Below are 15,648 nucleotides of genomic sequence, written 5' to 3'. Positions count from 1 at the left end.
GACGCACGCACTAAATCCTGTCGTCGGACTCCCGTCGCCCGGAGGGCGGCCCCGCGGCGTCAGGTGCGTGCTCTGGGGGAGTGCCGGGTGCAAGCCCTCGTACCGGACGTACTCGGGCTGGTGCCCGGTGCGGCGAGTGGGGGCGCCTCCCACGAAGTGGGGAGCGTGCGTGGCGTCGCGGGGCAGGCGGGAGTTCGACGACAGGGCCTAGTCGGCGCGGTCGTACGCCTCGCGGGCCCGCTCGACCGCCGGCAGGTTCTCCGTGGTCCAGTCGGCGAGGTGCGCGAACAACGGACCGAGGCTGCGGCCGAGTTCGCTGATCTCGTACTCGACGCGGGGCGGGACCTCCGGGTGGTAGGTGCGCACGACGAGTCCGTCGCGCTCCAGCCGGCGCAGCCGCTGGGTGAGCACCTTCGGGGTGATGCCGGTGATCCGGCGCTCGATCTGGACGAAGCGCTGGACGCCGTAGGTGTGCAGCACCCACAGGATCGGGGTGGTCCAGCGACTGAACACGATGTCCACGACCGGGCCGATCGGGCAGGCGAGCTGTGGATCGGCGCCGGCGGGGGCGATCGGCATCGGGTCGGCGGCCATGCGCATCCCTTCGAGGTAGTCACTTTCCTCTAGGTACCTACTATATCGGCGCTGTTAGCGTCGTCCCGGCGGCGCGGGGGGCGGGTTCGCACCCGGTGGGACGCCTCAATCACCTTTTGATACAGGGGAGTTGCACATGATCGTGGTGACGGGAGCGACGGGGAACGTGGGACGGGCGCTGGTGCGGACGCTGGCGGCGGCCGGGGAGCGGGTGACCGCCACCTCGCGCGGTGTCGCGCAGGGCGATGTCCCGGCCGGTGTCCTGGCGCGCCGGGCGGATCTGACGGACGTCGCCGGGCTGCGTCCGGTGTTCGACGGCGCCGACGCACTGTTCCTCCAGAGCGGCGGGCCGAGCGCCCGTCTGCTGCCCACGGCCGCGCTGTTGGAGGCGGCCGCGGCCGGGGGTGTGAAGCGGGTGGTGCTGCTGTCCTCGCAGGGTGTGGCGACCCGGCCGGACTCCGTCTCGCACGGCGGGGTGGCGCGGGCCGTCGAGGAGGCCGTACGGGCGTCCGGGCTGGAGTGGACGATCCTGCGGCCGGGCGGCTTCGCGTCCAACTCCTACGCCTGGGCGGAGTCGGTGCGCACGGCGAGGACGGTCGCCGCGCCCTTCGGCGACACGGGGCTGCCCGTGGTCGACCCGGACGACATCGCCGACGTGGCCGCGGTGGCGCTCCGCGCGGGCGAACACGGCGGCCGGATCTACGAGTTGACCGGTCCGGCCCTGGTCACGCCCCGGCAGCAGGCCGCGGCGATCGGCTCCGCCCTCGGGGAGCCGGTGCGGTTCGTGGAGCAGTCGCGCGCGCAGGCGCTGGCCGTGCTGACGCGGTTCATGCCGGAGCCCGTCGCCGAGACGACGCTGTCGATCCTGGGCGAGCCGAACGCGGCGGAGCGGCGGGTCGGCGCCGATGTGGAGCGGGTGCTCGGCCGGCCGGCGGGGTCGTACGAGGAGTGGGCGCGGCGCAACGCCCCGGCGTTCCGGTGAGGGTTTCCTGCGTCGCGCCGGGCCGTGGGCGGTGCGCGCTGCGAGCATGACCTCATGGAGACTCTCGGCAATCGCGACATCGTCCAGGCGATCGGCACCGGCCTCGGTGACTGGCGGAAGCTGGCCCAGCCGCTGGCCGCGCGCTTCCGGCCCGTCGACCGTGTGATGGGGGCCGTGTTCGTGGCCGCCGTGGCGAAGGCGGCGGGGGACGCGGGGCTGGAGCCGGACATCCGCTGGGGGCGCGGCGGCGTCGACGTGACGCTGTGCACGGCGGACGGGGCCACCGGCAGGCGCGGTGTCACCGCGGCGGATCTGGAGCTGGCCGGGGCGATCAGCGACCTGGCCCGGGAGCACGGGCTCACCGCCGTACCCGGCGAGGTCACCCAGGTCGAGCTCGCGCTCGACACCGCCGACCACTCGGCGCTGTCGCCGTTCTGGTCGGCACTGCTCACCGGGGACAGCGGCAACGCGCGGGGCGACGAGGTCCTCGACCCCACCGACCGGGTGCCCCCGATGTGGTTCCAGTCCACGGACCCGCACGAGCCGCCCCGGCAGCGCTGGCACCTCGACGTGTGGCTCGCCCCCGAGGTGGCCGACGCCCGCGTCGAGGCGGCCGTCGCGGCGGGCGGCACGGTCGTGGACGCCTCCAACGCCCCCTCGTACACGGTCCTGGCCGACCCGGACGGCAACCGGGTGTGCGTGTGCACGGCCCTGGACCGCGACGGGGCGGGCGACTAGGGGACCTTACGGAGGGGCCGCGGGCGGCCCGATCCGGGTGGCGGTCGTCAGCCGACCCCGGCCGCGTCCAGCAGGGCCGCGGCCGTCACGGCGGCCAGGCCGTCCTGGAGGTTCTCCACGCCGGCCCCGGCGCGGGCACTCGCGCCGTCGAAGACCAGGACCAGTTGACGGGCGAGCAGCCCGGCGTCGCGGGCACCACCGCGCTCGGCCTCGGCGCGGAACGCTGCGAGCAGCCGCTCCTTCGCCGAGCGGGCGACCCGGCCGGCCGGATGGCCGGGGTCCTTCAGCTCCACCAGGGCGGCGAGGTAGGGGCAGCCGTGGTAGTCGGGCTCGGCGGAAGCCTCCGCCAGCTGCCCGAAGACGTACAGGATGCGCTCGCGCGGTGTGCCGGCCTCCTCCACGGGGGGCCGCAGCCGCTGCTCGTAGCCGGGCAGGCGCCGCTCCAGACTGGCGGCGAGGACCTCGTCCTTGCCGCCGAACAGCTGGTACATCGACCGCTTGGAGACGCCGGCCTCCCGGCACAGCGCCTCCACGCCGACGGAGACGCCCTCCCGGTAGAAGAGCGCGCCCGCGGCGTCCAGCAGCCGGTCCCGGGGGGAGGCCTTGTCCGTGGTCGCGGCGGCCTTGTCCGTGGTCATACGGCGAGGCTACCGCGCGGCGGAACGAGACGGAAACCGATCGGTGTACGGACGCCGCACACACCTTTTGCACAGGCCGTCCCACGCCCTTCGCACAGGCCGCCCGCGCCCGTCGCGGAGCCGGACACCGGCCCCCCGCGACCTCCGACACGGCCGGACTCCCCCGCGCCCGCACATCCCTGCCACGGCGGGCCGCCGGGCAAGTGGGTGACACAAGCACTGAACAAGCGCTTAGATAGGAGGGTCAGAACCCTGTACGCCCATGACCGCCGGAGGCCCGGTTGTTCACTTCCGTCGACGACGTCTCCGCCCGCCTCGCCGAGGTGGGGTACCTCGCCTCCCCCTCCGTGGCCACGTCCGTGTTCCTCGCCGACCGGCTCGGCAAGCCGCTGCTGGTCGAGGGTCCGGCGGGCACCGGCAAGACCGAGCTCGCCAAGGCCGTGGCGGCGGTCGCGGACGCCAGGCTGGTCCGGCTCCAGTGCTACGAGGGCGTGGACGAGTCCCGCGCGCTGTACGAGTGGAACCACGCCAAGCAGCTGCTGCGGATCAGCGCCGGCCGCGACGAGTCCTGGGACGAGACCCGCACGGACATCTTCAGCGAGGAGTTCCTGCTCCCCCGGCCCCTGCTGACCGCGATCCGCGGCGACGACCGCAAGGTCCTGCTGATCGACGAGACCGACAAGGCCGACGTCGAGGTGGAGGGCCTGCTCCTCGAGGTGCTCAGCGACTTCCAGGTGACCGTTCCCGAGCTGGGCACGGTCACCGCGACCCGCCGCCCGTTCGTCGTGCTCACCTCCAACGCCAGCCGCGAGCTGTCCGAGGCCCTGCGCCGCCGCTGTCTGTTCCTGCACATCGGCTTCCCCGAGGAGGAGCTGGAGCGGCGGATCGTACGGCTGAAGGTGCCCGAGCTGGACGAGGCGCTGGCCGCGTCCGTGGTGCGGGTGGCGGGCGCGCTGCGGGCCATGGACCTCAGGAAGGTGCCGTCGGTCGCCGAGACCATCGACTGGGCGCGCACCCTGCTCGCGCTGGGTGCCGGCACCCTGGACGAGACCGTCGTAAGGGACACCCTGGGCGTGGTCCTCAAGCACCAGGACGACGTGCTGAAGGCGGCCGCCAAGCTCGACCTGGACGCCGTGTGACGGCCGCGTCGGACGTCACCGCCCGGCTGACCGGCCTGGTGGACGCGCTGCGGACGCACGGGGTGCGCATCGGCACCGGCGAGACCCTGGACGCGGCACGGGCGGCGGCCGAACTCGGCTTCGCCGACCGCGAGCTGCTGCGCGAGGGCCTCGCCGCGACCCTGCTGCACACCCATGCCCAGCGGCAGGTGTTCGACCCCGTCTTCGACCTGTACTTCCCGCGCGCGGTCGGCGGTCCCCAGGAGCGCTCGGCGGGCCGCGAAGAGCTCCGCGAGCGGCTGGCGGCGGCGCTGGCCGACGACGACCGGGCGGCGCTGGCCCGGCTCGCGGTGGAGGCGGTCGACGGGTTCGGCGGTTACGGCGGCACCTCCGGCTCGGACGGCTGGTCCTCCTACCAGGCACTGGAACGCATCCGCCCGCAGACCCTGCTGGCCCGCGTCCGCGACGACGTCCGGGCCCGCGGCGGGCAGAGCGGGTTCGCCGGCCGGCTGCTGGAGGACGAGATCCGGCGGCGCATCGAGTCCTTCCGGCGGCAGGTGTCCGACGAGGCACGGCGCCGGGTCGCCGAGCGCCGCGGCCGCGAGGAGATCGCCCGGCGGGCGGTCGCCACGACCGCCGACCGGGTCGACTTCCTGTACGCGGGCAAGGACCGGCTCGCCGAACTGCGGCGCACGGTGCACCCGTTGGCGCGCAAGCTCGCGACCCGGCTGGCCGCGCGCCGCCGCCGGGCCGCGCGCGGCACCATCGACCTGCGGCGTACGCTGCGCGGCTCGCTGTCGACGGGCGGGGTGCCGATGCGTCCCGTGCTGCGCCGGCGCCGCCCCGCCCGGCCCGAACTGGTGCTGCTGTGCGACGTGTCGGGCTCGGTGTCCGGCTTCTCCGACTTCACGATGCTGCTGGTGCAGGCGCTGCACGACCAGTTCAGCAAGGTGCGGGTGTTCGCCTTCGTCAACCAGGTCGACGAGGTGACCGGGATGCTGGTGCACGGCCACGCCGACCCCGAGGGCCTCGGGGCCCGCATCGGCGCCGAGGCCAGGCTCACCGGCTGGCACGGCAGCAGCGACTACGGCGTGGCGCTGGGCGAGTTCGCCGAGCGTTACGGCGACGCGGTCGGCCCGCGCACCACCGTGTTCGTGCTCGGCGACGCCCGGACGAATCTGAGCGACCCCAACCTGCCCGCCGTACGGCGCATCGCGCGGCAGGCCCGGCGGGTGTACTGGCTCAATCCCGAGCCGCGCCGGCAGTGGGGCACGGGCGACTCGGCCGCGCCCGAGTACGCGGAGCTGGTGGAGATGCACGAGTGCCGCAACGCCCGGCAGTTGGGCGAGATCGTCGGCAGGCTGCTGCCGATCTGAGGCCGGGGCGCGAGACCGTGGACACGCCGCCGCCCGGCCGAGCAGCGGGCCCGCGGCCGGGGGCCGGTCAGGCGGCGAGCTGCGGGTACAGCGCGGTGAGGTCGGCCGAGAGTCCCGCCTTGACCTGCCGGGTCAGCTCGTCGGCCAGTACCTCGGGGGCGTTCGCCGCTATGCCGTCCAGCGCCTGGGCGGCCACGCTCCCGGGGGTGGACTTGGGCGCGTCGACGCCGGCCGCCATGTCGGTGTCGACGTACCCGACGTGCAGGCCGGTGACCTCGATGCCGCGCGGCTTGAGATCCAGGCGCAGGGAGTTGGTCTGCGACCACAGAGCGGCCTTGGACGCGCTGTAGGAGCCGCCGAGAGCCAGCCAGGACAGCACGGAGTGGACGTTGAGCAGATGGCCGCCGCCGTTGCGCTCGATGACGGGCACGAAGGCCCGGGTGACCAGCAGCGGACCGAAGAAGTTGGTCTCGAACTCGCGGCGCACGTCGTCCACGGCACCGTCCAGGTAGGAGGCGTTCACCGCCGCGCCCGCGTTGTTGATCAGGATCGTGACGTCCTGGGCCTGTGCGGCCGCGGCCGCCACGGACGCGGGGTCGCTCACCTCCAGGGCCAGTGGCACGGCGTCGGGATGGGTGACGGTGCGCGGGTCGCGGGCGGTGGCGTACACCTTCCTCGCGCCGCGCTCGTACAGGGCGGCCACCATGGCGCGGCCGATGCCGCGACTGCCGCCGGTGACCACGGCGGTGGCGCCTGCGATCGTCGTCATGAGTCTCTCCGGGGTGGGAGCGGGCCCGAGGGCGCGCGAGGGCACGGACACGACGGAAACCGATCGGTTTACCGACGCCGTCAGAGTAAACCGATCGGTTTCCACGGTGCAAGGTGAGGTGCGTCGGGGCGGGCCGACGGCACGCGCGGGGTCAGGCTGTGCCCCGGGTGCCGTGCCGCTCCGGCTTCCGGGCACCCCGGCGCCTCCGGCTCTCCTGTGCCGTCAGCTCCCCTGCCCCTTGGCGAACTCCTTGGCCGTCTGGCCCTCGAAGTCGAAGGCGACACACGCCTCGTCGCCGACGACCCAGGCGTCGTGCCCCGGCGAGCACACGAACACATCGCCCGGACCGGCCTCGGTCTCGCTGCCGTCGTCCATGAGGATGTGGATGCGGCCCTGGACGACATAGCCGTTGTGGTTCATCTGGCAGGTCTCGGTGCCCGCGATCGGTCCGACGGACTCGGACCAGCGCCAGCCCGGCTCGAAGGTGGCCACGGAGAAGTCGCACCCGGGGAGGTGGACCGCTTCGAGGTGGCCACGGGGGAACTCACGCTGCTCGTCCGGTTTGTCGAGCGCCTTCACTTCCAGCATGACGCTCCTCCTTTCCGGCCGTCCCGGACGGCCGGGTCCGGCCCCGCCTGCCGCTCCCGGGCCGGGAGCGGACTCCGGTACGGGCCGGGCCCCTCCCTCTCATCGTCCGCCCGTCGAGGCGGGGGCCGCCAATCGGGTGACTCACCCCCGGCCGGATCTCCCGTCCCGGGGTGGCTCGCTCCCCGCCGGATCTCCCGTCCCGGAGTGGCTCACTCCCCGCCGGATCTCCCGTCCCGGAATGGCTCACTCCCCGCCGGATCTCCCGTCCCGGAGTGGCTCACTCCCCGCCGGACCTCCCGTCCCGGAGTGGCTCACTCCCCGCCGGACCTCCCGGCACACAGCTCGGCGAAGCGGTCGGCGTCGATGTTGCCCCCGGAGAGGATGACGCCGGTGCGGCCGGACGGTCCGGCGGTGCGACCGGCCAGCAGGGCGGCCAGCGGGGTCGCGCCGCTCGGCTCCAGCACGATCTTCAGCCGCTCGAAGGCGAACCGCATCGCCGCCCTGATCTCGTCGTCGCCGACCAGCGCGATGTCGTCGACCAGCCGCCGGTTGACGGAGAAGGTCAGCTCTCCGGGGGTGTGCAGGGCCTGTCCGTCGGCGATGGTGTGCGGCACCGGGATGCTGACGCGATGACCCGCCGCCAGGGACCGCTTGGTGTCGTCGCCTTCCTCCGGCTCCACGCCGACCACCCGGATGCCGGGGTGCAGCCCCTTGGCCGCGGTGGCGCTGCCGGCGATCAGCCCGCCGCCGCCGACCGGTACCACCAGGGTGTCCAGCTCACCTGTCTCGGACAGCAGTTCCAGTGCCGCCGTGCCCTGTCCGGCGATGATGTCCGGGTGCTCGTAGGGCGGGATCAGGGTCAGGCCGCGCTCCGCCGCGAGCGCCTCGGCGAGGGCGACCCGGTCGCCGGTGTAGCGGTCGTAGGTGACGATCTCGGCGCCGTAGCCCTCGGTCGCCGCCCGCTTGGAGCGGGGTGCGTCCTCGGGCATGACGATCACCGCGGTGGTGCCCAGCTCGCGGGCGGCGAGCGCCACGGCCTGGGCGTGGTTGCCGGAGGAGTAGGCGGCGATGCCCCGGGCGAGCTGCTGGGGGGTGAGCCGGGAGGCCGCGTGGTAGGCGCCGCGGAACTTGAACGCGCCCACCCGCTGGAAGTTCTCGCACTTCAGGAAGACCTCGCCGCCCACCAGGGCGTCGAGGGTGCGTGAGCGCAGCACGGGCGTGCGGTGGGCGACGCCCTCGATGCGGGCGGCGGCGGCACGGACGTCCTCGAGCGTCACGACGGGGGTGGTGGCCGTCACGGGTGGGCTCCCTTCGGGGTCGGGCCGGGTCCGGTGCCGTCCGGGTCCGAGGCTCTGGCCTGGGCCAGGTAGTGGTAGGCGGAGGCACGGGAGATGCCGAGGCGGGCGGCGACCTGCTCGACGGACCGGCGGACGGCGAAGACGCCCTGCTCGTCCAGGCCGCGGAACAGCTCGAGGCGTCCGGCGCGGTCCAGCCCGGCCCAGTTCTGGTGCCGGTGGAGCTGGCGGGTGTCGACCATGGCGTCTACCACCGAGTCGATGTCGTTGCCGAACGTGGTGACGGGCAGGCCCGCCGACGGGGTGCCGCCGAGGCCGGCGAGCGCGCCGAGCAGGGCGTGGGCCTGGGAGACCGCGCCGGTGTCCAGGTTGAGACAGAGGGCGCCGAAGACCGCGCCGGTGGAGTCGCGCAGCAGCACGGTGGACGACTTCACCAGCTGTCCGTCGCGGGTGCGTGTGAGGTAGTTGAGCTCGTCGGCCGCCTCGTCGCCGCGGGCCAGGGCGCGCAGGCCGATCTCGCTCATCGCGCCGCCGACCGCGCGCCCGGTCACCGAGCCGGCCACGGCGACCACGGACTCCTCAGGCCGCCGGTAGTCGTGCAGCACCGCTTCGCAGACGGGGCCGAAGGTCGCGGCGATCCCCGCCACGGCCGGGGTGAACGCGGCGATGATCGCGTCCCGCTCGCGCTCCAGATCCTCCGCGCCCTGCGGATCCTCGTCGCACCCCAGATCCTTCCCGCCCCGCGGATCCCCGTAGCGGTCCAGGACCTCTTCGCCCCGCGGATTCTCATCGCGGTCCTGGCCCCTGCCGCCCCGCAGCCTCTCCTCGCGTCCCACGTCCTCTTCGGCCGTCATGCGCCCACTCCCCTTCCCACTGCCTCCGTCACGTCGCGACCTCTCCCACCATCTGGACGGACAGTCCAACCTCTGTACGAATAGTCTAGGCATCGAGGGCGCCGGGTCCGCAAGTCCTCCGTTCGGGTGGCTCGGGGCCGCGAACGGGGCGCAGTCTGTACGCAGGGGCGTATTCCGCACGGGAGTGCACGGGAGTGATCGCGATGCCGGACAAGCAGTGGAATGTGCAGATCTACATCACCGAGGACGGCGACGACACACGGGCGCGAGCCGTCCTGACCACCGGCGACATGGGCGGCACCGACGAGACCGACACCGTCACCGGCCGGGGCACGGCCCGGCGCAGTCCGCTCGACCGGCCCGTCCCCGAGATCGGCGACGAACTCGCCGCGAGCCGGGCCCTGGAGGACCTCGCCATCCGGCTGCACGACGTGGCCGCGGACGACATCGTCGAGCTCTCCGGACCGATCAGCACGTGACGGGCGGGTACCCCGCCCCGGCCCGGGCTGGGTACCCGCGACAGCTCCGTCACCCAGAGGTGGCCCCGCCGCTCCCGCGGTGTGACCCTGTTAGGGAGGTGCGAACCGATGCGCGACAGCAGGAAGTCAGCTCAGTGGCTGTGGCGGTGGCGGAACAACCCGCTGCGGCGGCACGACGACGTAGTCGAGGCCTGGATCCTGCTCGCCGTGTGGCTGGTCGCCCTCGTCGGCGGGATCGTCGCCGGGGTCGTCACGGCCCACGCCGCGGACGCCGCGTTCGCCCGGCAACGCGCCGAGCGCACCGCCGTCCAGGCCGTCGTGACCGGCGGCGCGCCGTCCGACACCCCGCGCGCGGGCGCCGTCTCCGACCAGGTCAGGGTGAAGGTCAGGTGGACCGCCCCGGACGGCACCGCACGTACCGGGATCGCCCTCGTGGACGCCGGGCACCCGACCGGCTCGAAGGTCGTGGTGTGGCAGGACGCGCAGGGCACGCTCGCCGCCGCGCCGCCCACCGGGGCCGAGGCCTCGGTCGAGGCCGGACTGCTCGGCACGGCCGCGGCCGTCGCCTTCGCCGGCACGGCGCTCGCCGGCGCCGCCCTCACGCGGTGGCGGATGGACAAGCGGCGCATGGACCGCTGGGACCGCGAGTGGGAACTGGTCGGCCCGCGCTGGGGCGGCCACATGACGGGCTGACGACACGACCCAGAGGACATGACGGGCTGACGACACGACGAGGATGGGGGCCGCATGCGCTTCGAGAACCGGGTCGACGCCGGACTTCGGCTCGCGGACGCCCTGGAGGGCCTGCGCGGCACGGACGTGGTCGTGCTCGGCCTGCCCCGCGGGGGCATCCCGGTCGCCTACCAGGTGGCCCGCTGTCTGCACGCCCCGCTCGACGTCCTCGTCGTCCGCAAGCTCGGGGTGCCCTGGCAGCCGGAGCTCGCCTTCGGCGCGATCGGCGAGGGCGGCGTCCACGTACTCAACGACGACGTCGTGGCCGCCACCGGGGTGACCCCGCAGGAACAGGCCGAGGTCGAACAGCGCGAACGCGCCGAACTCGTCCGGCGGGTCTCGGCCTACCGCGCCGGACGCCCGCCCGCCCCGCTCGACGGCCGCACGGTCGTGGTCGTGGACGACGGCCTGGCCACCGGGGCCACCGCGACGGCCGCCTGCCAGGTGGTGCGCGGGCAGGGCGCGGCCCGGATCGTGCTGGCCGTCCCGGTGGCCCCCGACCGCATCCCGGCACGGCTGAGCGAGGTCGCCGACGAGGTGGTGTGCCTGGAGACGCCGAGCGGGTTCGGCTCGGTCGGCGCCTGGTACCGCGACTTCGAGCAGACCGACGACGCCGAGGTCGGCGCGCTGCTCGCCCGCGCCATCCGGCCAGCGCCGGACGCCGGTGACCTGCCGCCCGACCCCGAGGTGGAGGTGCCCGCCGACAGGGTGCGGCTCGCCGCGCGGTTCGCGCTGCCGAGCGGCGCCCCGGCCGTGGTGGCGTTCGCGCACGGCAGCGGCAGCAGCAGGCACAGCCCGCGCAACCAGTACGTCGCGGCCGAGCTCAACCGCGCGGGCCTCGGCACCCTGCTGCTGGACCTGCTCACCGAGGGCGAGGAGAACGACCGGGGCAATGTCTTCGACACCGTGCTGCTGGCCCGCCGGCTGCGGGCCGCCGCGGACTGGCTGCGCCAGGAGACCGGGCTGCCCGTGTCCTATTTCGGCGCCAGCACCGGAGCGGCGGCGTGCCTGGAGGCCGCGGCCGACGACGACGGCATCCTGGCGATCGTCTCCCGCGGCGGCCGGCCCGACCTCGCCTCCACCGCCGTCCTGGCGCGGGTCCGGGCGCCGACGCTGCTGGTGGTCGGGAGCCTGGACACCGAGGTGCTCAGCCTCAACCGGCTCGCCGCTGACCGGCTGCACTGCGAGCACCGGCTCGCCGTGGTCCCCGGCGCGACCCACCTGTTCACCGAGTCCGGCACCCTCGCCGCGGTGTCCTCCCTGGCCCGCGACTGGTTCACCTCGCACCTCACCCGGCCCGACAGCGCCGTACGGCATCCCAGTTCGGCGTGACGTACGGTGGCGGCCAGGGGAACGACCGGCAGTGGAGCGGCACATGGGCGACAAGAAGACGGCGAACGGGACGGCGAAGGTGAGCCGTAAGACGTACGACGACGAACTGCTGCGCCTGCAGACCGAGTTGGTGAAACTCCAGGAGTGGGTGCGGACCGAGGGGGCGCGGCTGGTCGTGGTCTTCGAGGGCCGGGACGCGGCCGGCAAGGGCGGCACCATCAAGCGGGTCACCGAGCATCTCAACCCGCGCGTCGCCCGGATCGCCGCCCTGCCCAAGCCGACCGAACGGCAGCGCGGCCAGTGGTACTTCCAGCGTTACGTCGAGCATCTCCCGGCCGCGGGCGAGATCGTGCTGTTCGACCGGTCCTGGTACAACCGGGCCGGTGTCGAGCATGTGATGGGCTTCTGCACCAAGGAGGAGCACCAGCGCTTCCTGCGCCAGTGCCCGATCTTCGAGCGGATGCTCGTGGAGGACGGCATCCTGCTGCGCAAGTACTGGTTCTCGGTCAGCGACGCGGAGCAGCAGGACCGTTTCCGGCGCCGGCTGGAGGATCCGCTGCGCCGCTGGAAGCTCTCCCCCATGGACCTGGAGTCGATCACCCGCTGGGAGGCCTACTCCCGCGCCAAGGACGAGATGATGGTCCACACCGACATCAGCGAGGCCCCCTGGTACCTGGTGGAGAGCGACGACAAGCGGCGGGCCCGCCTCAACATGATCGCCCATCTGCTGGACTCGGTGCCGTACGAGGACGTCCCGCCGCCCGTGCTGGAGCTGCCGAAGCGGCCGCCGTCCACCGGGTACGAGCGCCCGCCGCGCGATCTCCAGACCTACGTCCCGGACCACTCGTCGAGTCTGTGAGTCTGTGATTCCGCTGTTCCCGCGCCGTGGCGGGGTCAGCGGCCGGGCGGGCTCTCCATGACACGTCTCAACGACGGCAGCAGCGCCTCCAGGTGCTGCCCGGAGCGGAACGCGATCACGGTGGTGCCGCCGTCGAGGGCGCCCACGCCCGTCGAGGGCGCCGGGAACAGGTCGAGCACCTCGCGCATCGCCTCGTCGAGCTCGGTGACCGGGTCGGCGGACTCACCGCGCAGCCACCGCCGCAGCACATGGTTGTGCGCCGCGACGACGGAGGCGGCCATCAGCTCCGCGCGCAGCGAGGCACGGGCGGTCGGGTCGCCCATCCACTCGGCGATGAACTCCCTGAACAGCCGCTGGTAGCGCGCCACACTGGCGATCTCCCGGTCGCGCAGCACGGCGACCTTGCTGGTCAGCGCGTAGCGGCGGCGGGCGAGATCACCCTCGTCGATGTAGTGCAGCAGCACCAGCCGGACCGCGTCGGAGACGGCGACCAGCGCGGTGCTGTGGCTGGAGGTGGCCAGCCGGTCGCGGATGAGGTCGAGCAGCCGGTCGTGGTCGGGGAAGATCACCGCTTCCTTGGACCCGTAGTGCCGGAAGAAGGTCGTACGTCCGACTCCGGCGCGCTCGGCGATGTCGTCGACGGTGGTCTGCTCGTAGCCGCGCTCGTCGAAGAGCGCCAGGGCGGCGTCGGCCAGGCGGATCCGTGCGGGTGGCTTGCTCATGACCGCCCATCCTCTCTTGATCTCACGGACCGGGACTACCTGCCCCACGCAATGGTACTGAGCGCCGGACATCAGGGCCTCGGTACCTAGGTGTCAGGGGGGCAACGCGGACGGGCCACGGACGGCGAGGTGCCCGTGCGCGGGTCGGGGAGCGGGGGCACGGGTCTCGCCCGACGTCCGCCGCCTACCGGGCCCCGCTCCCCCGCCGGCCGGTCCTCACAGCAGGGTCATGAGGTCGAACTCCGCCGGTGCCAGGGACTGTTCGGACCAGATGGTCTTGCCGTGGCGGCCGTAGCGGCTCCCCCAGCGGCGGCTGAGCTGGGCGATGAGGAACAGGCCGCGGCCGCCCTCGTCGCTCCAGCGGGCCCGGCGCAGCCTCGGCTGGGTGTTGCTCGGATCGGTGACCTCGCAGATCAGCGCGTTCTCCCGGATGAGCCGCAGGCCCACGGGGCCGCCCGCGTAGCGGACCGCGTTGGTGACCAGCTCGCTGATGATCAGCTCCGTGGTGAAGGTCATGTCCTCCAGGCCCCAGGCGGCCAGCTGCTCGGCGGCGACCCGGCGGGCGGTGGACACCACGCTCGGCTCGGCCGGGAACTCCCAGCTCGCCATGTGCTCCGCCGCGACGCTGCGGGTACGGGCCAGCAGCACGGCGATGTCGTCACGGGGCGGCGCCCCGTCCAGGTCGGCGAGCAGCGCCTGGCCCGCGTCGTCCAGGGGACGGCCGGGCCGGCAGGAACCGGCGAGGGTGTCCATCAACCAGCGCAACCCGCCCTCGCCGTCGCTGTCATGACGTTCGATCAGGCCGTCGGTGTAGAGGGCGAGGACGCTGTCGGGCGCGAGGTCGACGGCCGTCGTCTCGAAGGGCATGCCGCCCACGCCGAGGGGCGGTCCGGGCGTCACCTCGATCGGCTCGGTGCTGCCGTCGGGCCGGGTCACGACCGGCGGCGGGTGCCCGGCGCTGGCCAGCGAGCAGCGCCGGGTGACCGGGTCGTAGACGGCGTACAGGCAGGTGGCGACGAACGGGCCCGCCGGGTCGGCCTCCTTGCCGAACTGCTGCACCAGGTCGTCCAGGTGGGTGAGCAGCTCGGTGGGGTCGAGTTCGAGGTCGGCGAGGGTGCGTACGGCGGTGCGCAGCCGGCCCATGGTGGCGGTGGCGTACAGGCCGTGGCCCGCGACGTCCCCGACGACCAGGGCGACACGCAGCGAGGGCAGCGGGATGACGTCGTACCAGTCGCCGCTGATCCCGGCCCCGCTGCGGGTGGGCAGGTACAGGCCGTGCGTCTCGGCCGCGGGCGCGTCGGTGGTCGGCTCGGGCAGCAGCCTCTGCTGGAGGGCGAGCACCGAACGGTGTTCACGGGTGTAGCGGCGGCCGTTGTCGATGCTGAGCGCGGCCCGGGTGGCGATCTCCGTCAGCAGGTCGGCGTCCCTGTCGTCGAAGGCGTCGAGCTGGTCGGTGCGCCAGACGGAGACGGTGCCGAGGATCAGGCCGCGGGCGAGGAGCGGCACCCAGAGGGCGGAGTGGCCGCGTTCGGGGATGGCGAGCCGGTGCTGTTCGGGTGTGTCGAACAGGGCGGCCACCTTCTTCGCCGAGAACACGACGGCCCGGCCGTTCTCGACGTCGCGCGGTTCGCTCGTGGAGAGCGCCGGGGGGATGAGCTGCCCCGGCTGGGTGAGGTGGGCGGGCCAGATCCCGCCCGCCGCGGCCGCCGCGGTACGGCGCAGATGCAGTTCCCCGGCGCCGGCGATCATCGGCGGTTCGATGCCCTCCAGGACGCCGTCGCCGAGGTCGACGCTGGCGAGGTCGCCCAGGGCCGGGACGAGCACGTTGACGAGGTCCTGGGAGGTGCGCGCCGCGTCCAGGGAGCCGCCGATCCGGGTGGCCGCCGCGTGCAGCAGGTCCCGCTCGCGGCGGGCGCGGCGCTGGGCGCTGGTGACGGCCGGGAAGGTGTGCGGGACGTGCGCGTCCCCGTCCGCCGTCGCACTCAGCGGGGCGAGCAGCACGAGGACGTCGGTGGAGGGCTCCTGCGGCACCGTCCGCAGGGTGACGTCGACCCGGCCGCCGGTCCGGTGCCGCAGCCGGCAGGTGCCCGTCGCCGGGAGCTCGTCCTCGCCGGGGGCGTCCTGGAGCACACGGAACCGCCTGCCGCAGACCTCGTCGGCGGTCCGGCCGAGCAGCGCGGCGGCGGCGGCCGACCAGCGCACGACCGTGCCATGGGCGTCCAGCAGAACCGTCGCGACAGCCGTGAGCGGGATCGTCGAGCCCGCGTCACCGGTGGTGGACCCGCCCATCTCGCTCCTCTCCACCGCGCTCGCCTCTGTTCCTCACGGTACGTCGGCGGTCCCCTTCCCACCATGGAAGGCCCGACAGCGGCCGGGAGCACGACGGGACCCGCGTCGAGGCACGCGCGGCGGTCCGACGGCGCCGGTGCCATCGGGCGAGCGGCCGTCGACGGTCCGCAGCCACGGCGCGACCAGCCGTACGAGGGCGCTGATCGTCAGCGAGGTGGCGGGGGACGTCGTCCCGCCGGGGCCGGGGGTTCAGGTTCGACCACGTGGCCGCAGGCCCGAGGCT

At 73.9% G+C, this 15,648-nt stretch carries 16 protein-coding genes; 8 read left to right on the top strand and 8 right to left on the bottom strand.

The features are described from left to right. Positions 1-207: 207 nt before the first annotated feature. A complete protein-coding gene (locus tag ACFYR0_RS08315) occupies positions 208-594 on the bottom strand; it encodes a winged helix-turn-helix transcriptional regulator (protein WP_389323239.1) in 387 nt (128 codons plus the stop codon). A gap of 136 nt (positions 595-730) precedes the next feature. Here ACFYR0_RS08315 and ACFYR0_RS08310 point away from each other — a divergent pair, with 136 nt between their 5' ends. After that, positions 731-1,576, top strand: coding sequence for an NAD(P)H-binding protein (locus tag ACFYR0_RS08310; RefSeq protein ID WP_389323236.1), 846 nt, complete (start codon positions 731-733; stop codon positions 1,574-1,576). A gap of 54 nt (positions 1,577-1,630) precedes the next feature. Then, a complete protein-coding gene (locus ACFYR0_RS08305; protein ID WP_389323233.1) occupies positions 1,631-2,314 on the top strand; it encodes a VOC family protein in 684 nt (227 codons plus the stop codon). Positions 2,315-2,361: 47 nt separating this feature from the next. Here the strand turns inward: ACFYR0_RS08305 and ACFYR0_RS08300 are convergent, their stop codons facing one another. Further along, on the bottom strand, positions 2,362-2,952 hold the full coding sequence (locus tag ACFYR0_RS08300) for a TetR/AcrR family transcriptional regulator (protein ID WP_389323230.1): 591 nt from the start codon (positions 2,950-2,952) through the stop codon (positions 2,362-2,364). A gap of 281 nt (positions 2,953-3,233) precedes the next feature. On the opposite strand from ACFYR0_RS08300, the gene ACFYR0_RS08295 reads away from it, so the two are divergent. Next, on the top strand, positions 3,234-4,091 hold the full coding sequence (locus ACFYR0_RS08295; protein ID WP_389323227.1) for an AAA family ATPase: 858 nt from the start codon (positions 3,234-3,236) through the stop codon (positions 4,089-4,091). Next, positions 4,088-5,446 carry a VWA domain-containing protein gene (locus ACFYR0_RS08290; RefSeq protein ID WP_389323224.1) on the top strand — a complete coding sequence of 453 codons (1,359 nt, stop codon included), beginning with the start codon at positions 4,088-4,090 and terminating at the stop codon, positions 5,444-5,446. The genes ACFYR0_RS08295 and ACFYR0_RS08290 overlap by 4 nt, the downstream gene beginning before the upstream one ends. A gap of 67 nt (positions 5,447-5,513) precedes the next feature. Here the strand turns inward: ACFYR0_RS08290 and ACFYR0_RS08285 are convergent, their stop codons facing one another. The 4 genes from ACFYR0_RS08285 to ACFYR0_RS08270 all read right to left on the bottom strand — a co-directional run bounded on the left by ACFYR0_RS08285 (position 5,514) and on the right by ACFYR0_RS08270 (position 8,790). Next, the gene (locus ACFYR0_RS08285) at positions 5,514-6,215 is read right to left on the bottom strand and encodes an SDR family oxidoreductase (protein ID WP_389323221.1); all 702 of its coding nucleotides are present in this window, start codon (positions 6,213-6,215) and stop codon (positions 5,514-5,516) included. A gap of 222 nt (positions 6,216-6,437) precedes the next feature. Continuing rightward, the gene (locus ACFYR0_RS08280) at positions 6,438-6,803 is read right to left on the bottom strand and encodes a cupin domain-containing protein (protein ID WP_386384172.1); all 366 of its coding nucleotides are present in this window, start codon (positions 6,801-6,803) and stop codon (positions 6,438-6,440) included. Between the two features lie 311 nt (positions 6,804-7,114). Continuing rightward, positions 7,115-8,101: a pyridoxal-phosphate dependent enzyme gene (locus ACFYR0_RS08275; RefSeq protein WP_389323217.1), complete on the bottom strand. Its 987-nt coding sequence runs from the start codon at positions 8,099-8,101 to the stop codon at positions 7,115-7,117. Further along, the gene (locus tag ACFYR0_RS08270) at positions 8,098-8,790 is read right to left on the bottom strand and encodes a transcriptional regulator (RefSeq protein WP_389323765.1); all 693 of its coding nucleotides are present in this window, start codon (positions 8,788-8,790) and stop codon (positions 8,098-8,100) included. The genes ACFYR0_RS08275 and ACFYR0_RS08270 overlap by 4 nt, the downstream gene beginning before the upstream one ends. A gap of 365 nt (positions 8,791-9,155) precedes the next feature. Here ACFYR0_RS08270 and ACFYR0_RS08265 point away from each other — a divergent pair, with 365 nt between their 5' ends. The 4 genes from ACFYR0_RS08265 to ppk2 all read left to right on the top strand — a co-directional run bounded on the left by ACFYR0_RS08265 (position 9,156) and on the right by ppk2 (position 12,354). Next, positions 9,156-9,431, top strand: a complete 276-nt coding sequence (locus ACFYR0_RS08265) for a DUF1876 domain-containing protein (RefSeq protein ID WP_389323214.1) — start codon at positions 9,156-9,158, stop codon at positions 9,429-9,431. Positions 9,432-9,539: 108 nt separating this feature from the next. Then, a complete protein-coding gene (locus tag ACFYR0_RS08260) occupies positions 9,540-10,124 on the top strand; it encodes a hypothetical protein (RefSeq protein ID WP_389323211.1) in 585 nt (194 codons plus the stop codon). A gap of 54 nt (positions 10,125-10,178) precedes the next feature. Continuing rightward, on the top strand, positions 10,179-11,495 hold the full coding sequence (locus tag ACFYR0_RS08255) for a phosphoribosyltransferase family protein (protein WP_389323208.1): 1,317 nt from the start codon (positions 10,179-10,181) through the stop codon (positions 11,493-11,495). Between the two features lie 43 nt (positions 11,496-11,538). Then, on the top strand, positions 11,539-12,354 hold the full coding sequence (gene ppk2, locus ACFYR0_RS08250) for a polyphosphate kinase 2 (protein WP_389323205.1): 816 nt from the start codon (positions 11,539-11,541) through the stop codon (positions 12,352-12,354). Between the two features lie 35 nt (positions 12,355-12,389). On the opposite strand, the gene ACFYR0_RS08245 is transcribed toward ppk2, so the two are convergent. Next, positions 12,390-13,076 carry a TetR/AcrR family transcriptional regulator gene (locus ACFYR0_RS08245; RefSeq protein WP_389323202.1) on the bottom strand — a complete coding sequence of 229 codons (687 nt, stop codon included), beginning with the start codon at positions 13,074-13,076 and terminating at the stop codon, positions 12,390-12,392. A gap of 216 nt (positions 13,077-13,292) precedes the next feature. Beyond that, positions 13,293-15,365 (bottom strand): SpoIIE family protein phosphatase, encoded by a 2,073-nt coding sequence (locus ACFYR0_RS08240; RefSeq protein WP_389323199.1) that lies wholly within the window; start codon positions 15,363-15,365, stop codon positions 13,293-13,295. Positions 15,366-15,648 lie beyond the last annotated feature (283 nt).

This window comes from Streptomyces sp. NPDC005017 (assembly GCF_042873115.1).
In the GTDB taxonomy this organism is placed as follows: domain Bacteria; phylum Actinomycetota; class Actinomycetes; order Streptomycetales; family Streptomycetaceae; genus Streptomyces.
Note: the sequence above shows the minus strand (reverse complement) of the source record. Positions and strands in the feature narration are given on the sequence as shown.

What these genes read in the sequence shown, in the direction of transcription:
- ACFYR0_RS08315 (WP_389323239.1), bottom strand. Translation starts at nt 594, where the DNA reads ATGGCCGCCGACCCGATGCCGATCGCCCCCGCCGGCGCCGATCCACAG.
- ACFYR0_RS08310 (WP_389323236.1), top strand. Translation starts at nt 731, where the DNA reads ATGATCGTGGTGACGGGAGCGACGGGGAACGTGGGACGGGCGCTGGTG.
- ACFYR0_RS08305 (WP_389323233.1), top strand. Translation starts at nt 1,631, where the DNA reads ATGGAGACTCTCGGCAATCGCGACATCGTCCAGGCGATCGGCACCGGC.
- ACFYR0_RS08300 (WP_389323230.1), bottom strand. Translation starts at nt 2,952, where the DNA reads ATGACCACGGACAAGGCCGCCGCGACCACGGACAAGGCCTCCCCCCGG.
- ACFYR0_RS08285 (WP_389323221.1), bottom strand. Translation starts at nt 6,215, where the DNA reads ATGACGACGATCGCAGGCGCCACCGCCGTGGTCACCGGCGGCAGTCGC.
- ACFYR0_RS08280 (WP_386384172.1), bottom strand. Translation starts at nt 6,803, where the DNA reads ATGCTGGAAGTGAAGGCGCTCGACAAACCGGACGAGCAGCGTGAGTTC.
- ACFYR0_RS08265 (WP_389323214.1), top strand. Translation starts at nt 9,156, where the DNA reads ATGCCGGACAAGCAGTGGAATGTGCAGATCTACATCACCGAGGACGGC.
- ACFYR0_RS08260 (WP_389323211.1), top strand. Translation starts at nt 9,540, where the DNA reads ATGCGCGACAGCAGGAAGTCAGCTCAGTGGCTGTGGCGGTGGCGGAAC.
- ACFYR0_RS08255 (WP_389323208.1), top strand. Translation starts at nt 10,179, where the DNA reads ATGCGCTTCGAGAACCGGGTCGACGCCGGACTTCGGCTCGCGGACGCC.
- ppk2 (WP_389323205.1), top strand. Translation starts at nt 11,539, where the DNA reads ATGGGCGACAAGAAGACGGCGAACGGGACGGCGAAGGTGAGCCGTAAG.
- ACFYR0_RS08245 (WP_389323202.1), bottom strand. Translation starts at nt 13,076, where the DNA reads ATGAGCAAGCCACCCGCACGGATCCGCCTGGCCGACGCCGCCCTGGCG.
- ACFYR0_RS08240 (WP_389323199.1), bottom strand. Translation starts at nt 15,365, where the DNA reads ATGGGCGGGTCCACCACCGGTGACGCGGGCTCGACGATCCCGCTCACG.